Source organism: Gallintestinimicrobium propionicum (assembly GCF_025567525.1).
Taxonomy (GTDB): domain Bacteria; phylum Bacillota; class Clostridia; order Lachnospirales; family Lachnospiraceae; genus Gallintestinimicrobium; species Gallintestinimicrobium propionicum.
This window is the reverse complement of record NZ_JAOQJY010000015.1, coordinates 7,109-23,473: the sequence shown is the minus strand read 5'-3', so window position 1 is coordinate 23,473 and position 16,365 is coordinate 7,109. Positions and strand designations below refer to the sequence as shown.

Here is a 16,365-nt window from a genome sequence, read left to right as displayed (position 1 = left end):
ACGATAATAAAACCGGAAGAAGCATATTATCTTCTTCCGGCTCTATTGTAAAGCTTTATTCTCTTCTGTACAACTTAAAATTTCCGAAAGCCCTTTTTCTGCCTGCGTCTGAAAATTTCTCCGTAGAGCAGAACCTGAATCAGCTCCATGCTTTCAGGGCCAAGCAGCGGCGCAGTCTCCGCTGTTCTGACCGCAGTGTTCATCGCAGCGCCTGCAGATATACGATCGCCTGTCGTGCTCACTTCTCCACCGTCCGCAGGCGCGGCCGCCACTGCCGCAGCCTCTGCCTGCTCGCGTTTTTCCTCCTGCTCCAGCACCGCATAAATGTCCTGCGCCATTTTATACAGGGTCATTCTGTCCGGATATTCATCATAAAGGACGCTGCCTTCACTGTCAAACCGTTCCAGCAGCTCTTCGATCCGTTTACGGTACTTTTTTGCCTGCCTCGGATAAAGCTCCTGCAGATATTCCAGGTCGCGCATGACCGTATCCTCTTCCTCCCATATCAGAGGCATCGGATAGGTCATATAAAAGGGAAGTATTTTGGGGTAATAGTTCATCTGCATCCCCCAGCTGTTATTTTTTCTTTATCATATGCAGAATCTTCCCGGAAAGTTTTACAGCCGCCCGCGCCTGCTCCCGCTCCGGTTCTGTGCCGCCATAGCGCGCCTGCTCATACAACTCCGTCAGCTGCTCCCAGTCTTCATGTCCGGTGTCCCCCCATGCCTGCCGGGTCAGCTCCTGCGCAGTCAAGCTGTTTGCCAACCCCAGCCACACTGCCTCTTTCCTTTCCTGTTCCTTTTTCTTTTGCCGCCTGCCAAAAGCGCCTTCTATGGTCTTTTTATAGGCCCGCCGGATCTTCGCAGATGGCTCTATCCCGATAAAAAGCTGTGCTCTTTTCCGTTTCTCCCTATAGGCGATGGACTCCGTTTTTTCTTCTACGCCAGCTTCGAGAGTCTCCTTACGTCCCCTGTCAGTCTGATAGAAGCTTTTGATCATCCAGCGGAACAAAAGGACAATGCTCACAAGCGCTGCGACGATCAATGCCACCACAATTGACCAGAAAACAAGCTTTCCAAGCACTTCTATCCAAACCGGTGTGGGGCGGACCTCCTCGAACTCTCCCCAGCCCATTTCCATTTCCGGCACACTCACTGTTGCCTGCTCAACAGCCTTCTCCGGTTCTCCGGAAAGCATTGTCAGCAGCCATACGATCAACCATCGAAGTATTTTCCCCAGCCATATGGCACCTTCGGTCAGCTTATCCACAAGAGGTGTCGTACAGCACACAATCAGCAGGGCGACACAGACTACGGAATACAGTGCCACAACAATAATTCCCGTCCGGAAAATATTTTTTTCCGGAATCACACCGGCACTGCCCGCATTTATTTTTACATAAGAAAGATAATTGTCCGCATAGCGCTTGATCAGTATTCCGGGCAGCCATACAAAAAAGCTTCCCAAAACAAGCATACAATCCGTCTGGGACTGCTTATAGCTGCAGACCAAAAATGCTGCGATCACCACCACTGCCGCTGCAGGCAGCGGGAACTCCCGTTCCCGTATCACCTGATGCACTCGAAGGCGGATGGAATGCAGACCATAAAATACACCAAGCACCGCAATCGCAACTGCACCTACCGGCCAGCTCTTTACCATCAGCGTTGCAAACACAACGACTGCCGGATGCAATAGAAAGAATACCCAGAAATGCTTCAGCTTTTTACGGAACAGATAAAAGCAGACAGGGTACAGGGCTGCAGTCAGCCACACCCTCACCGGCACACGATCCCCGATCAGTGCATTGAGTGCAATTTCGATGCCAAAAACCACTGCATAATTTAAAAAGAGTTCAATCCACTCCGAGGTTCTTTGCAGATTCTGTTTCATAACCGCCCTCCTTCTTCCACATCAATCAAACGGGTATAAGGGCGGATACCGGCATTTATTTCCGGCCGGATTATACGGTTTACCGGACAGAACCAGATAAATTCTCGTTTTTCTTTCCTGAATTTTTCCAGCAGCTGCTGAAATTCCGGTCGTGCATCCGCAGAAAAGAAAATCGTACAAAGGCTTTCCCTGTCTTCCATTTCTTCCAGCCGCTCCCGGATCGGTTCAAAGGAAGGTGCCGGCTTCTCCAAGTCTATCCGGGCCAGTCCACGTAAAATGCTGTCCAGATGGCCTGCGCCGCAGGATGCTTTCAGGCAGACCGCCTCTTTTGTCAGAAGATCCGGTCCGTTGGTTTCCAGAGAGGTTCTGATGCCCTGTCCGATAAACAGCTCCGCTGCCGCTGCCGCCATTTCAATCGAAGCTTCCAGCAGATCCTCCTGACGTAAAATCGCACCATCCTCCAGATTTACCACCAGCCGGACAGAGCGCTGGGCGGTGCAGCCCTTTTGATTGACCTTTAATTCCCCGCTTCTTGCGGTCGCTTTCCAGTTTACATCCCGCAGCGTATCCCGCGGCGTATATTCCCGGATCCCCAGATATTCAAAAGGATCCTCCTGCAAATGCCGTTTCGTCGCAACCTCGCCGTTCAACTGCCGCAGCGCGCCGTTAAAATCCATTCCCCGAAATGGTCTGGGGTAGACATACAGCTGGGAATCCACCGGCAGGCTTTTGGGCAGCTCATGGGTCAAAAACAGATCTCCCGCCACAACGTCCAGGCCGTTGATCCGGTAAAATCCTCTTTTTTTACAGGTAAACCGCAGACTTCTGATGTGCCTGGTATAGGGACGCACCGAAAAAACATCATTCCGGTAATATTGATCCGTTACACTGCTCTCCGTTCCGGCGTCCTCAAATGCCAATTGCCTCGACACCTGAAATTTTACTTTCAGGACAGGCAACGGCAAAAGTTTCCTGTTTTCAATCGTTTCCAAAAGCTCACAGCTCTCCCCGCGCACTGTACTTTTACGGGAAAAGGCCAGGGATACAAACAGCTCCTCATCCCAGTGCTTTGCATACCATACAGACTGAATCTCCCACAGCAGCAGGGCTCCCAGAATTATCCATATTATAACCATACCGTTATGCCCTTTCTGATACGCTTATGCGATCGAAAAATCTTCTGTCGGAGCCGGCACAGTGTTTAAAATTTCCTCTATCAGACGCAACGCATCTGCATAACGATTCTGTCCATAGGAAAGCACCACGCGGTGTGCCATGACCGGTCCGGCCACCGCTTTGACATCATCCGGTGTCACAAAGCTTCTGCCTTCCAGATATGCCCACGCCCTGGAGGCACGCATCAGCGCGATCGTTCCTCTGGGACTGACACCCATCACAGTCTGGTCGCTGCTTCTCGTTGCCGCTGACAGATCCGCCAGATAGCCTCGCACTGTCGGGTGCACATACACCTCCATCGCTTCCTTCTGCATTCTCTCAAGGGTCTCCTGATCTATCACCGCTGTCAGCTTCTTTAACGGATCCTCCGCCATATACGTATCCAGGATCTGCACCTCTTCTTCTCTCGTAGGCAGCCCCATGGACAGCTTCATCAGAAATCTGTCCATCTGCGCTTCCGGAAGAGGGAAGGTTCCTGCAGTCTCCACCGGATTTTCTGTCGCCACTACGAAAAACGGCGGCTCTAATTTCTGTGTTTTTCCGTCGATAGTGACCTGACGCTCCTCCATACACTCCAGAAGACCCGCCTGTGTCCGAGGCGTCGCGCGGTTGATCTCGTCTGCCAATAAAATATTAGTAAAAACAGGTCCTTTGTTCAGCACAAATTTCCCGCTCTCTCTGTCATAAATATGTAAGCCTGTGATATCCGCCGGAAGCATATCCGGTGTAAACTGAATTCTTCCGAATTCAATTCCAAGACTGGCAGCCAGTGCTTTGGCAAGTCTTGTTTTCCCTGTTCCGGGCACGTCCTCCAAAAGCACATGTCCATCCGCCAGCAAAGCAGTCAGCAGCAGCTTCGTCACCCGTTCTTTTCCGATAATTACCTTCTGCGTATTTTGCAAAATGTCCAAAATTCTTTTCTGCATGATCTTCCTCCCACAGGCTGCATCCATCTATTCTTTCGTTTTGCAGCTATTTTTAAGCTGCTTCCGCTTTTTTCAATATTATTTTAGGAAAAAGAGGCGCTGTCAACGCAGCGCCTCAATTCTTGCAACGGCTCGTAAAAGAGCTGTCTCCGCACGCGCCATATCCGTATCGGGGTTATGGGCCTGCAGTCTTTCTTCTGCCCTCTTCTGGGCAGCCTCTGCTCTTTTGATATCGATCTCACCGGGCCACTCTGCCGCTTCTGCCAGAATCGAAATCTGATCCGGCAAAATCTCTGCAAAACCGGTGTGAAGCGCGGCCTTTTTCTTCCCAGACTCTTCCGTCAGGGTCAAAACACCGGGCTTTAAAATTACCGTCAGGGGGATATGACCGGCGTAAACACCGATCTCTCCCTCCGAAGTATTAAATTCTGCCATGATCGCTGTTCCCTCATAGAACACACGCTCCGGCGTGATGATTTTGATCAGAAAGGTTTTTTCCTCTGCCATGCCGACCTCATTTCTCTGCGGATTTTTCCTGTACCCGCGCCAGCACGTCATCGATGCTTCCTGCATTCAGGAAGTAGCTCTCCGGAATATCATCATGCTTGCCTTCCAGAATTTCGGAAAAGCTGCGGATGGTCTCCGAAATCGGCACATATTTGCCCGGCAGACCGGTAAACTGTCCAGCTACAAAGAAAGGCTGAGACAGGAAACGCTGTACTTTACGCGCTCTGGATACAACCAGCTTATCCTCTTCGGAAAGCTCGTCCATACCGAGGATCGCAATGATATCCTGCAGCTCTTTATACTTCTGCAGAATCTCCTGTACGCCTCTGGCTACACGATAATGCTCCTCACCGACGATTCTGGGATCCAGAATGCGGGAGGTAGACTCCAGCGGATCAACCGCAGGATAAATACCCAGCTCTACAATGGAACGGGAAAGCACTGTTGTCGCATCCAGATGAGCAAATGTCGTTGCCGGTGCAGGGTCCGTCAGGTCATCCGCAGGCACATATACTGCCTGAACCGATGTGATGGAACCATTCTTGGTGGATGTGATACGCTCCTGCAGAGCGCCCATTTCCGTCTGCAGTGTAGGCTGATACCCTACCGCAGAGGGCATACGTCCCAGCAGAGCGGATACCTCCGAACCTGCCTGGGTGAAACGGAAAATATTATCAATAAACAACAGCACATCCTTACCGCCCTGATCACGGAAATATTCTGCCATTGTCAGACCGGTCAGGCCGACGCGCATTCTTGCCCCGGGGGGCTCATTCATCTGTCCGAATACCATGGTTGTCTTATCGATAACCCCGGATTCTTTCATTTCATAATACAGGTCATTGCCTTCTCTGGTACGCTCGCCTACACCGGTAAATACAGAGTAGCCGCCGTGCTCTGTTGCAATATTACGGATCAGCTCCTGAATCAGTACGGTTTTGCCTACGCCGGCGCCGCCGAACAGACCGGTCTTACCACCCTTCTGATAGGGGCAAAGCAGGTCAACGACTTTAATACCGGTTTCCAGCATTTCCGCTTTTGTCGACTGATCCTCAAATTTCGGTGCGCTACGGTGAATCGGCTCAAAGCTGACGCCCTCCGGCATCGGTTTTTCGTCAATCGGCTGACCCAGTACGTTGAACATGCGTCCCAGAGTATTTTCTCCCACCGGAACACTGATCGCAGCGCCGGTTGCGATTGCTTCCATTCCTCTGCGCAGACCGTCTGTCGAACCCATGGCAATACATCTTACCGTATCGTCTCCCAGATGCTGGGAAACTTCGGCAACCAGCTCGCCGCCGTCCTCACGCTTAATCCGGATCGCCTCATTGATCAGCGGAAGCTCACCCGCCTGGAAGCGAATATCCAGTACGGCACCGATGACCTGTGTGATCCTTCCAATTTTTTCTGCTGCCATAAACTGTCTCCTTGTTTCCTATTCTGCCGGCTAGCCGATCGCCGCAGCACCGCTGATAATTTCGGTCAGCTCCTGGGTGATCGCGCCCTGACGCGCTCTGTTGTACAGCAGCGTCAGATCTTCCAGCATTTCCTCAGCATTGCCCGTTGCAGAATCCATCGCCTGCATCCGCGCGCCGTTTTCACTGGCAGCTGCTTCCAGCAGTCCGCCGTAAATCATACTGATCATATATTTGGGAATCAGCATTTCCAGAATGCTTTCTTCCTCCGCTTCAAAGTTCATCTGAAGCTTTAAGCCTGCAGAACCCTCCCGTTCCACCTTTTCATCCACGTCCTCTTTCGAAACCGGAAGCAGACGGATCAGCCTGGGTTCATGCACAACTGTATTGATAAAAGAAGTATAGGCCAGCCAGATTTCGCCTACCTCGCCCTGTGCAAAGCTTGTCAGAACGCGTCTGCCCAAAGCAGCCGCATCCGCATAGGTAGGTTCCTCGCAGATATCCGAGCAGTCCAGGCTGATCTTGCAGCCTGCACGCTGCAGCGCGTCCTTGCCCTTTTTGCCGACAGCATAAATGTCAAGCTCCTTCAGGTCAAAATTTCCCTGTGTGATCAGCTTGACCACATTCGCATTATAGCCGCCCGCAAGTCCGCGGTTGGATGTCATCACGATCACTGCCTTGCGCGGGTTATCCCCGCCCTGCAGATACGGATGGCTGATCCCGGCAGAACGCTCCAGGATGGACTGCATGGTCTGATAAACCCCATCGGAATAAGGTCTGGTATGCTCCGCCTTTTCCCGTGCCTTCTGCAGCTTGACGGTGGCAACCAGCTTCATTGCCCTGGTGATCTGTCCGGTGCTCTGGATACTGCTTCTTCTTCTCTTAATGTCTCTCATGGAAGCCATGTCCTGTCACCTGCCCTTCTCCATCCTATTTGAATTCTGCCTTAAACTCTGTGATCGCCTTTTTCAGAAGTGCATCCGTCTCGTCAGAAATCACTTTCTCGGTGCGGATCGCCTTTGGAACTTCCGGATATTTCTTATCGAGGAATGTGAAAAATTCCTGTTCGAACCGGGTAATCTGGTCAACCTCTACATCCAGCAGATATTTTCCGGTTGCCACATACAGCGTGATAACCTGGTATTCTACCGGCATGGGCTGATACTGAGGCTGCTTTAATACCTCCCGGATTCTCTCGCCCTGTGCCAGCTTTTCGCGGGTATCAGCATCCAGCTCGGAACCAAACTGGGAGAAGGCCGCCAGCTCACGGTACTGTGCCAGCTCGACACGGATCGGCGCTGCAATCTTCTTCATCGCCTTGATCTGTGCAGAACCGCCTACACGGGATACGGACAGACCGGCGTTGACTGCAGGACGGAAGCCCTCATGGAACATTTCCGTTTCCAGATAAATCTGACCATCCGTAATAGAAATAACGTTGGTCGGGATGTATGCAGAAACATCTCCTGCCTGTGTCTCAATGATCGGCAATGCAGTCAGGGAACCGCCGCCATGCTCGTCATTCATTCTTGCTGCACGCTCCAGAAGTCTGGAATGCAGATAGAAGACATCACCAGGATAAGCCTCACGGCCAGGCGGACGCTTTAACAGCAGGGAGAGTGTACGGTATGCAGCCGCATGCTTACTTAAATCGTCATAAACGACCAGCACATCTTCTCCCTTTTCCATCCATTCTTCACCCATTGCACAGCCTGCATACGGTGCGATGTACTGCAGCGGAGCAAGCTCACTTGCAGTGGAAGCTACGACAGTCGTATATGCCATAGCGCCGTACTCCTCCAGCGTATTTACGATGGAAGCTACGGTAGAAGCCTTCTGGCCGATGGCGACATAAATACACTTTACGCCCTGGCCCTTCTGGTTGATGATGGTGTCGATGGCAATTGCGGTTTTACCTGTCTGTCTGTCGCCGATAATCAGCTCACGCTGTCCGCGTCCGATCGGAACCATGGAATCGATTGCCTTGATTCCGGTCTGAAGAGGGGTATCTACGGATTTACGGGTAATAACGCCGCTTGCCACACGCTCGATTTTGCGGTAGGCATCCGTCTGCACGGGTCCCTTGCCATCGATAGGCTGACCCAGCGCATTTACAACACGTCCCAGCAGCGCATCGCCCGCCGGAACCTCAACTACATGTCCTGTTGTCCGGACCTGATCACCCTCACTGATGCTGCCCGCACCAAGCAGTACAGCACCTACGTTGTCCTCCTCCAGATTCAGCACCATGCCGAATACATCATTGGGGAATGCCAGCAGCTCACCCTGCATCGCATTCTCCAGTCCATGGATTCTGGCAATGCCGTCCGCTACCCAGATAACGGTACCGACATCCGATACTTCCAGCCTGGAGGCATATCGCTCAATCTGTTCTTTAATAACAGAACTGATTTCCTCAGGTCTTAAATTCATGGATTTTACTCCCTTCCTAGGATACGGGAACAGATTTTCCTTCCCGTTATTCTTTCTGCTGCGTAAGTCCGCTTCAGGATAAAGACACACGCATCAGGCTGTCTTTCATCCGTTTCAGCCTGTTCTGGATGCTGCTGTCTACAACACGGTCGCCGATCTGGATCTTGAGTCCGCCGATCAGCGCAGCATCCACCTGATAATGAATCTGCAGCGATACAAAGTCAGTCGTAGCCAAAAGTTTCTGACGGATGTTCTCCTTCTGAGTATCCGAAAGTTCTTCTGCACTGGTTACATACACGACTCCGATTTTATGATAAGCCAGACAGCGGCGTTCGTAATCCTCACGGATCGCAAACAGCTCGCCAAATCTGCCTTTTTCCAGAAGAAGATGGCAAAATCCGTTCAGTTCTTTGCTGATTTTACCGTCAAATACCCGGTCAAAGACCGCTGTTTTTTCCTTCTGATCCAGCTCCGGATGTCCAAGCAGTGTCACAAATTGGGGATTTTTCCCTAAAATTTCACACATGCCGTTTAGCTCCTCCAGAAGCGTATCCAGCAGACCATTCTCTACGCCCAGGCCAAACAGTGCTTCCGCATAGACCTGTGACACTAGCTTAGCCATGTATTTTCTCCTATTTCTGCAAGAGTCTCTTCAATCAGAGCGTTCTTGGTTCTGTCATCCATGGAAACTCTGACAAACTTGCCAGCCGCATCCATTGCCAGACCAACCATCTCCTGCTTAATTTCATCCGCCGCTTTTTTCTTTTCCAGTTCGGCTTCCACATGCGCATGGGCAATAATACGAGAGGCTTCCTCCCGCGCCTTCGCCACAATGTCCGCTTCATTCGCCAGTGCTTTCGCTCTTGCTGCGCTCAAGATCTCATCCGCCTCTTTGTCCACATTGGCAAGTCTGGCTTCGTAATCTGCTTTCAGCTTTTCGGCGTCCTCCTGGGCTGTCTTTGCATGATCCAGTTCCCCTGCGATCTTATTCTGTCTGTCCTGCATAAATTTGCGGGCAGGATTAAAGAGCAGATAGGACAATGCAATAAACAGCACGAATACAGCGATGATCGTAAGCAGGGAATCCGCAAGCAGCTGGAAATCCAGATCAAACAGTCTGGGCTCCATTTCTGCTGCAAGCAATACTGCGTTTAAATTATGCACTCTTCCCTCCTCCTTCCTTCTTGAAATATTCTCTTATCAGGGAAGCAGAGGTTTTACAAACAGCAGCAGCATCGCAATCAGCAGACCATACAGACCGGTTGTCTCGGCAACCGCCTGACCAAGCAGCATGGTCGAGGTGATATCGGATTTTGCACCCGGGTTTCTGCCAACTGCAGCAGCAGCGTGACCAGCTGCGATACCCTGACCTACACCAGGTCCGATACCGGCGATAACCGCCAGACCTGCGCCGATTGCAGAACAGCCTAAGATAAAGTTTTCATTGAATTCCATGATAAATCCTCCATTCTTCTGTTGTGTTACAGTTTTGGTATTTTCGTTTATCCTTCCTCTCCGATGGCATCAGAAAGGTATGTCATCGTCAGCATACAGAACACGTAGGTCTGAATTGCTCCCGAAAACAGATCGAAGTACACATGCAGCACTGCAGGCCAGCCGATTGCGATCACCCGCAGAAGTCCGTATACCAGCGCCATCATAACAACGCCGGAAAGCACATTGGCAAACAGACGCAAAGACAGCGAAACCGGAACTGCAATATAACCGATAATATTGATCGGCGCCCAGATTGGCCACGGATCGCACAGCTCTGCCAGCGCTCCCTTTAACTTCTTATGCTTCAGCTTGTTGTAATGAATCAGCGTAAAGGTTGCCAGACCGAGCGGCAGGGTAACGCCGTAATCCGCCGTCGGCGGACGTAACCCCAGCAGACCGGAAAAGTTGCTGATCAGGATAAAAATGAATATGGTTCCAATATAGTTTGCGAACTTCGCCGCATTCTTTCCCATAACCATTTTTACCATGCCGTCCAGCTTTTCCACCACAAGCTCCACGATGTTCTGGAAAAATCCCGGTACTTCAGAAGCATGCTTCATCGCCCGGTTTGCCGCAATCGCAAACGCAAGGATCAGCAAAAGTACGATCAGGAGACAGATATGGGTTGTGGTAATCCACACCGTCTGTCCGAAAAACTGATAGGGAAAGACGCCGTGAATCATAAAATCAATGTCAGCCGAACCATTTAGCAAAATACCATTCGTCATCGTCTCACCTCCTCTTCTTTTCTTTGTATCCGCGTATAAAAGGCTGCAGATAAGCCGAAGCTTTCATTCCCATCAAACCTGCAAACGCCGCTAGAGGGTCTGCAAAATGTGTCAGCATCAGGACTGCAAACACGACCAAAACCACAGCATACCGGAGAAGATTCTTCGACACCGCATATTTCTGTGCGCCGTCCCCGAGCTCCAGCGCTGTATCCAGCACCTTCCACATGTGCCAGATTCCTGCCATGGCAAGCAGCATCCCGATCAGGATGCCAAGACCGCTGTACAGCCTGTCCTTTACCCACCAGACGGACACCAGCTCGCACAGACATCCCCACAAAAAAGTGCCGAGCCACATCTCCCGGACGGTTTCATCGATCTTTTTGAAAAAATTTCTCATTTCCTGTCCTTTTTGTCCTTCTTCTGATAAATTTGCCGCGCCAGCCGATAAATATTCCCAAATCCCGCCAAAACGCCAACAAAAAACAGCACAATTGCAAAAAACTGCGTCCCGAGCCTGCCATCCAGCCAGTAGCCGAGGGCGAACATCATGCCCGTGGGAACAAGCATCATAATTCCGAACTGTGAAATCAGCGTCAGACACTGCCAGACAGTTTTGTTAAAGGAGTGCTTTGCCACAAAAATCCTCCTGCCATGCACCGGTTTTTTAAGAGATTTTCGCTCTGCCTGGCTCTTTTTAAGCTGCCATTTTGGAGAAATCCCTGTCTACCATTATACCCATTTTACGCTTTCTTGTCCACCTGTTTTCTTGTCATTGTCTTAATAGTTTCTGGCATTTTCCCCGACGTTTTCGCGCGTTTTTCCGTCCATTTTATGCAATAAGCAGGCATGAAAAAACAGCAGGATTTTTGCAGTTGTGAAATCTGCAGAAATTCCTGCTGTTTTTGACAGATTTTCAAACATATCCTGTCATCTGTCTGTTTATAAAAATTTTAGATTCCATAGCAGCTGCATAAACAGCACAGAGCTTTCAATTACCGTCTGCTGACCATCTGCAATTTCAGCCGCTTTTAGTAGAAAATATGCCCGCCAATCTGCATGCCGGTCAGACCTTCAATCGGCGTTCTGAAATATACGCAGCGTCCGACGTTTGTATAGCCGGACATCGCTTCATCTGCTGCCTTATAACATGCCGCCGTCGCGCTGTCGTTTGCAAGTGCAATCGCCAGATGTCCGTCCAGAACCGGTGCAAACTGCTTATATTGGTAAATTACGCCGGATACTGTGTTCGGATAGACCGAGCTCAGCACACGGTTGATGACCACCGCCCCGACTGCAACCTGCCCTGCATAGGGCTGGTTGCCCGCTTCGCAGTAGATCAGGTTTGCCAGAAGATACCGGTCACCCTCTGCAAAGCTCACCTCGGAAATGTCCCTCCATGCCGATTTCGCAGCAAGACGGGATTTTGCGATTTCCTCCTGCAGCTGTTTTTTGAGGGCTGCAATATTTTTGTCCTGCTCTGCAATCTGATTGCCAAGGGCGTCCGCCTGGGCCTGTGCTTCCGCAATCTGTCCGCTGTAGGCGCTGATGCTGTTTTTGGTGTTGTTGACGCTCGTCATGATACTCGCCTGCTGCTCCTTTGCCTGAGCCTGCAGATCATCTAACTGCGCCTTTTCCTCCTCCAGCTTCGCCTCCATCTCTTCAATCGCTTCCCGCTGCGCTTTGTAGTTCAAAAGCATCCTGTGGTCGTACTCATGGAGCTTTTCCACATAAATACTCTGGTTCAGCAGTTCAGAAAACGTCATCGCACTGAATAAAATCTCATAATACGTGCGGTTATTGTCACGGTAAAGATAACGCAGCCGCTGCTTCATCGCCGCATACTGGCTGCTCTCCGTCTCCTTCGCCTGCTCCAGCTTTTCCTGCGTATCGGAAATTTCCTGGTTCTTGTCGATAATATTCTGTTCGATTTCTTCCAGCCGGCTGCTGATCTGCGTCAGGTCATCCGTCAGACCGTTTAACTCCCCCTGCAGGGAGGTTTTTACATTGTTCAGGGAATTGATATTGTTTTCCGTCTGTTTTTTCTGGTCCTTCGTATCGTTCTGTTTTTTCTGTTCTTCCTTGATCTGATTCTGCAGCTCATTGATCTTATTGTCCGCCCTTGCCGGCAGCGCTGGAACTGCAGCGATACAGAGAGAAAAAACAAGCAGGCTGGCAATTGTTCTTCGGAATCCCCGTTTTGTCCCTCTCATCAAAGCTCCATCTTTACGGTCCGTCCGCTTCTGCTGTAAGGTCTGTACGCCACGCCCGCTGCCCGAAACATCCGCTTGGATGCCCGGACAGACGGGGTTTCCGCATACTTGTCACAATCGTAAATCACTTCCCGGATTCCGCTCTGGATGATCGCTTTTGCGCATTCATTACAGGGAAAAAGCGTCACATAGAGTTTCGCCCCAGCCAGGCTTCCGCCGCGGTAGTTTAGAATGGCATTCAGCTCGCTGTGCGTCACATAAGGATACTTCGTCTTTAACGTATCCCCCTCCCGCTCCCAGGGAAATTCATCATCAGAGCAGCCGATCGGAAAGCCGTTATACCCCATGGAAAGGATTTTGTTGTCCTGCCCCACAATACATGCCCCGACCTGCGTACCGGGATCTTTGGAGCGCATTCCCGCGAGCTTGGCTACTCCCATAAAATATTCATCCCAGGAAATATAATCCTCCCGCTTCATACACCCTCCTTATAAAAATCCGGTTTTATTTGGTGCCAAAAATTCTGTCGCCGGCATCGCCCAGACCGGGTACGATATAGCCGTGCTCGTTTAAGTGCTCATCCAGTGCGCCAATATAAACGTCTACGTCAGGATGTGCTTCCTGCATTGCCTTTACGCCCTCAGGAGCTGCAATGATACACAGAAAATGGATCTTCTTACAGCCTTTTTCTTTCAGCATGCGAATTGCTGCTACGGAAGAGCCGCCGGTTGCCAGCATCGGGTCAACAACGAAAACTTCTCTTTCTGCGCAGTCAGCCGGAAGCTTACAGTAATATTCTACAGGCTTTAATGTCTCAGGGTCGCGGTACAGGCCGATATGACCGATCTTTGCTGCCGGGATCATTTTGAGCGCACCATCTACCATACCCAGTCCTGCACGCAGGATCGGAACAATGGCCATTTTACGTCCTTTGATCTCTTTTACTGTTGTGCTGCAGATGGGAGTCTCAATCTGCACATCTGCCAGTTCCAGATGTCTGGTCGCTTCATAGCAGATCATCATTGCGATTTCGCTGATCGTCTCTCTGAAATCCTTTGTACCCGTTTCCTTTTTGCGGATCAGACCGATCTTGTGCTGGATCAGGGGATGATCCATTACCATTACCTTTGACATTTTCATTGTCCTCCTTCGTTTTATGTTCCCAACATCATACCATTATTTTACTTCTTCTTCAATCTTATTGATTCTTCTGACATGCTTTTCATCGCCGGAAAATGGTGTATTTAAAAACGTCTCTACGATTGACAGAGCCAGGTTCGGTCCGACAATTCCAGCGCCCATTGCCAGCATATTTGCATCGTTATGCTCTCTTGTCATTTTTGCGGAATAGGTGTCTGCGCAAAGTCCGCAGCGGATACCGGGAACCTTGTTGGCAACGATCGAAATACCAATACCGGTTGTACAGATGACGATTCCCTTTTCACATTCGCCCTTTGCAACTGCTTCTGCTGCAGCACGTCCAAACTCCGGATAATCACAGGATTCCAGACTGTAGCAGCCGAAATCATGGCACGTATAGCCATTTGCCTCCAGATATCCGATCACCTTCTGTTTCAGTTCATATCCACCGTGGTCACTTGCCAATGCTATCATTTTTCTTCCTCCCATTTCTGCGCACGCTTTTTGCGCATGCCGAGTTTGTGTCAAGTGCGCGCAGACACAAATCTCGAGATTGAAAAATTTTATTTTTCAATCTTCCTCCTCATACCTGTTCTACATGATGACCTGCCGCCTTTAGCAGCCGGTTCATAATTGCCTGTCCAAAGCCACTTTCCGCAAAAGATTCCGAAAACAGGATGTCCAGATTTTCATCGTCGAATTCCCGCAGAATCCGGTAAAGGCTTCTGCCGACCGCTGCTTCGTCCAGACGGCTCCCAACGCTTTTGATACTCGCCGCATTGCTGTTTTGACGGTAGGCTTCCATTGTCTCGTCCGTTGCGATGATACCCACGCGGTGCCCGTCTGCCGTTGCCTGACGGCTTTTTTCACAGATGGCTTCCTTCACCGCGTCCTGCGCACCCTCGATAATGGTCAGGTCTCCCTTCGGTGCATAGTGACGGTAACGCATTCCGGGTGCCTTAGGTCTTAAATGGCAGTTTGCATCCAAAATCGTCTTGTCAACGTCCACCTGATTTGCAACCTCTTCCAGCATCTTTTGCGTCACATAACCCGGGCGCAGGATCATCGGAATGTCTCCAGTCAGGTCTACGATCGTAGATTCCAGACCAATGCCGACTTCCTCGCCGCCGTCTAAGATCATCTCGATCCTGCCGTCCATGTCCTCTTTTACATACTGCGCCAGCGTCGGGCTCGGTCTGCCGGACGTATTGGCGCTCGGCGCTGCAACAAATCCCCCCGCCGCGCAGATAAAGCGCTGCGCAATGGAATCGGACGGGAACCGCACCGCTACCGTATCCAGACCGCCTGTCGTTTCTTTGGGTACAAGCGCGGTTTTATTCAAAATCATCGTCAGGGGTCCCGGCCAAAAGCGCGCTGCCAGACGCTGCGCGATTTCCGGAACCGGATCCGCGATTTTGTAAATATCTTCCCACCGGCAAATGTGCACGATCAGCGGGTTGTCAGACGGACGTCCCTTCGCCGCATAAATTTTCCGTGACGATTCCGGATTCAGCGCATCTCCGCCCAGTCCGTAGACCGTCTCTGTCGGAAACGCCACCAGCCCGCCGGCTTTGATGATCTCGCCTGCCCGAAGAATCGCTTCCCCATCCGGATGTTCTTTATCCAGTGTAACTACGATTGTTTTCATGTTAATTTCCTCGTTTTCTCGTAAAAACCCGTATACAGTATAGCACAGAGGATACAGGGATGCAAACAAATGCACACGGAATCCTGCAGCGACGCTTTCACGGCGGTTTGCAAACCCGGTCGGTTGGATTTATAATATGAATAAAATAATTACAGAAAAGGAATCCCACACTCATGAAAATTCTCGTAACCGGTTTTACTCCGTTCGGCGGGGAAACCATCAATCCCTCCTGGGAAGCCGTCCGCGCTCTGGACGATTCGATCGCAGGCGCAGATATCATCAAATGCGAAATCCCGACCGAATTTGAAGCTTCCATTGCTGCGCTCAAGGATGCAATCGACGCACATCAGCCGAATGCCATCCTCTGTGTCGGACAGTTCGGCGGCAGCCCATCCATTCAGATCGAACGCGTCGCCATCAATCTGCGGGACGCCCGCACCCCCGATAACGCAGGCTTCCAGCCGCACGACCAGCCGGTTGTTGACAGCGCGCCTGACGCCTTTTTTGCGACGATTCCTACCAGGCAGATCGTAGATCGGCTCCGCGCAGCCGGGATTCCCGCTGCGCTCTCCTACTCCGCCGGGACTTATGTATGCAACAACCTGCTCTATGCTGCGTTATATGAAAGCTCGCAGGCAGAAAAAGGAAACTCTGCACGCTGCGGTTTTATCCATGTTCCCTATCTGCCCGATCAGGCTGCTGCCGCCGTTTCCAATGCTCCCAGTATGAGTCTTGAACTTATGGTGCAGGCGTTGACGATTGCAGTGGGGACAATTGCAGAATGCAGAT

Annotated in this window: 20 protein-coding genes; 1 reads left to right on the top strand and 19 read right to left on the bottom strand. The window is 50.9% G+C overall.

What is annotated here, in order from left to right:
* Nucleotides 1-74: 74 nt before the first annotated feature.
* The 19 genes from OCV62_RS11615 to OCV62_RS11525 form a co-directional block, all read right to left on the bottom strand.
* On the bottom strand, nucleotides 75-566 hold the full coding sequence (locus tag OCV62_RS11615; protein WP_262586843.1) for a hypothetical protein: 492 nt from the start codon (nucleotides 564-566) through the stop codon (nucleotides 75-77).
* Between the two features lie 10 nt (nucleotides 567-576).
* A complete protein-coding gene (locus tag OCV62_RS11610) occupies nucleotides 577-1,893 on the bottom strand; it encodes a DUF4129 domain-containing protein (protein WP_262586838.1) in 1,317 nt (438 codons plus the stop codon).
* Entirely contained in the window at nucleotides 1,890-3,029 is a 1,140-nt protein-coding gene (locus OCV62_RS11605) for a DUF58 domain-containing protein (protein ID WP_262586836.1), read from the bottom strand. The genes OCV62_RS11610 and OCV62_RS11605 overlap by 4 nt, the downstream gene beginning before the upstream one ends.
* A gap of 24 nt (nucleotides 3,030-3,053) precedes the next feature.
* Nucleotides 3,054-3,995 carry an AAA family ATPase gene (locus OCV62_RS11600; RefSeq protein WP_262586834.1) on the bottom strand — a complete coding sequence of 314 codons (942 nt, stop codon included), beginning with the start codon at nucleotides 3,993-3,995 and terminating at the stop codon, nucleotides 3,054-3,056.
* Nucleotides 3,996-4,097: 102 nt separating this feature from the next.
* The gene (gene atpC / locus OCV62_RS11595) at nucleotides 4,098-4,502 is read right to left on the bottom strand and encodes an ATP synthase F1 subunit epsilon (RefSeq protein ID WP_021914102.1); all 405 of its coding nucleotides are present in this window, start codon (nucleotides 4,500-4,502) and stop codon (nucleotides 4,098-4,100) included.
* Nucleotides 4,503-4,509: 7 nt separating this feature from the next.
* A complete protein-coding gene (atpD, locus tag OCV62_RS11590; RefSeq protein WP_021914101.1) occupies nucleotides 4,510-5,919 on the bottom strand; it encodes a F0F1 ATP synthase subunit beta in 1,410 nt (469 codons plus the stop codon).
* A gap of 30 nt (nucleotides 5,920-5,949) precedes the next feature.
* A complete protein-coding gene (gene atpG / locus OCV62_RS11585) occupies nucleotides 5,950-6,822 on the bottom strand; it encodes an ATP synthase F1 subunit gamma (RefSeq protein ID WP_117962706.1) in 873 nt (290 codons plus the stop codon).
* A 25-nt stretch (nucleotides 6,823-6,847) separates the two neighbouring features.
* A complete protein-coding gene (gene atpA, locus OCV62_RS11580; RefSeq protein WP_021914099.1) occupies nucleotides 6,848-8,350 on the bottom strand; it encodes a F0F1 ATP synthase subunit alpha in 1,503 nt (500 codons plus the stop codon).
* A gap of 73 nt (nucleotides 8,351-8,423) precedes the next feature.
* Nucleotides 8,424-8,972, bottom strand: a complete 549-nt coding sequence (atpH, locus tag OCV62_RS11575; protein ID WP_021914098.1) for an ATP synthase F1 subunit delta — start codon at nucleotides 8,970-8,972, stop codon at nucleotides 8,424-8,426.
* A complete protein-coding gene (gene atpF, locus OCV62_RS11570) occupies nucleotides 8,960-9,514 on the bottom strand; it encodes a F0F1 ATP synthase subunit B (RefSeq protein ID WP_021914097.1) in 555 nt (184 codons plus the stop codon). The genes atpH and atpF overlap by 13 nt, the downstream gene beginning before the upstream one ends.
* Before the next feature lie 36 nt (nucleotides 9,515-9,550).
* Entirely contained in the window at nucleotides 9,551-9,805 is a 255-nt protein-coding gene (gene atpE / locus OCV62_RS11565) for an ATP synthase F0 subunit C (RefSeq protein WP_021914096.1), read from the bottom strand.
* Between the two features lie 47 nt (nucleotides 9,806-9,852).
* A complete protein-coding gene (gene atpB, locus OCV62_RS11560; RefSeq protein ID WP_021914095.1) occupies nucleotides 9,853-10,575 on the bottom strand; it encodes a F0F1 ATP synthase subunit A in 723 nt (240 codons plus the stop codon).
* A 4-nt stretch (nucleotides 10,576-10,579) separates the two neighbouring features.
* Complete coding sequence (locus OCV62_RS11555; protein ID WP_262586829.1) at nucleotides 10,580-10,975, bottom strand: ATP synthase subunit I; 396 nt, start codon at nucleotides 10,973-10,975, stop codon at nucleotides 10,580-10,582.
* Nucleotides 10,972-11,214 (bottom strand): AtpZ/AtpI family protein, encoded by a 243-nt coding sequence (locus tag OCV62_RS11550; protein WP_262586827.1) that lies wholly within the window; start codon nucleotides 11,212-11,214, stop codon nucleotides 10,972-10,974. Before OCV62_RS11550 ends, OCV62_RS11555 begins: the two co-directional genes overlap by 4 nt.
* Before the next feature lie 392 nt (nucleotides 11,215-11,606).
* Nucleotides 11,607-12,788, bottom strand: coding sequence for a cell wall hydrolase (locus tag OCV62_RS11545; RefSeq protein WP_262586825.1), 1,182 nt, complete (start codon nucleotides 12,786-12,788; stop codon nucleotides 11,607-11,609).
* Nucleotides 12,788-13,267, bottom strand: coding sequence for a deoxycytidylate deaminase (locus tag OCV62_RS11540; protein WP_021914091.1), 480 nt, complete (start codon nucleotides 13,265-13,267; stop codon nucleotides 12,788-12,790). The genes OCV62_RS11545 and OCV62_RS11540 overlap by 1 nt, the downstream gene beginning before the upstream one ends.
* A 25-nt stretch (nucleotides 13,268-13,292) precedes the next feature.
* Nucleotides 13,293-13,922 carry a uracil phosphoribosyltransferase gene (upp, locus tag OCV62_RS11535; protein ID WP_117962714.1) on the bottom strand — a complete coding sequence of 210 codons (630 nt, stop codon included), beginning with the start codon at nucleotides 13,920-13,922 and terminating at the stop codon, nucleotides 13,293-13,295.
* Nucleotides 13,923-13,964: 42 nt separating this feature from the next.
* Complete coding sequence (rpiB, locus tag OCV62_RS11530) at nucleotides 13,965-14,402, bottom strand: ribose 5-phosphate isomerase B (protein WP_021914089.1); 438 nt, start codon at nucleotides 14,400-14,402, stop codon at nucleotides 13,965-13,967.
* A gap of 109 nt (nucleotides 14,403-14,511) precedes the next feature.
* Nucleotides 14,512-15,576: an L-threonylcarbamoyladenylate synthase gene (locus tag OCV62_RS11525; RefSeq protein ID WP_021914088.1), complete on the bottom strand. Its 1,065-nt coding sequence runs from the start codon at nucleotides 15,574-15,576 to the stop codon at nucleotides 14,512-14,514.
* A gap of 173 nt (nucleotides 15,577-15,749) precedes the next feature.
* On the opposite strand from OCV62_RS11525, the gene pcp reads away from it, so the two are divergent.
* The coding region (gene pcp, locus OCV62_RS11520; protein WP_262586821.1) for a pyroglutamyl-peptidase I at nucleotides 15,750-16,365 on the top strand (616 nt) is incomplete at its 3' end.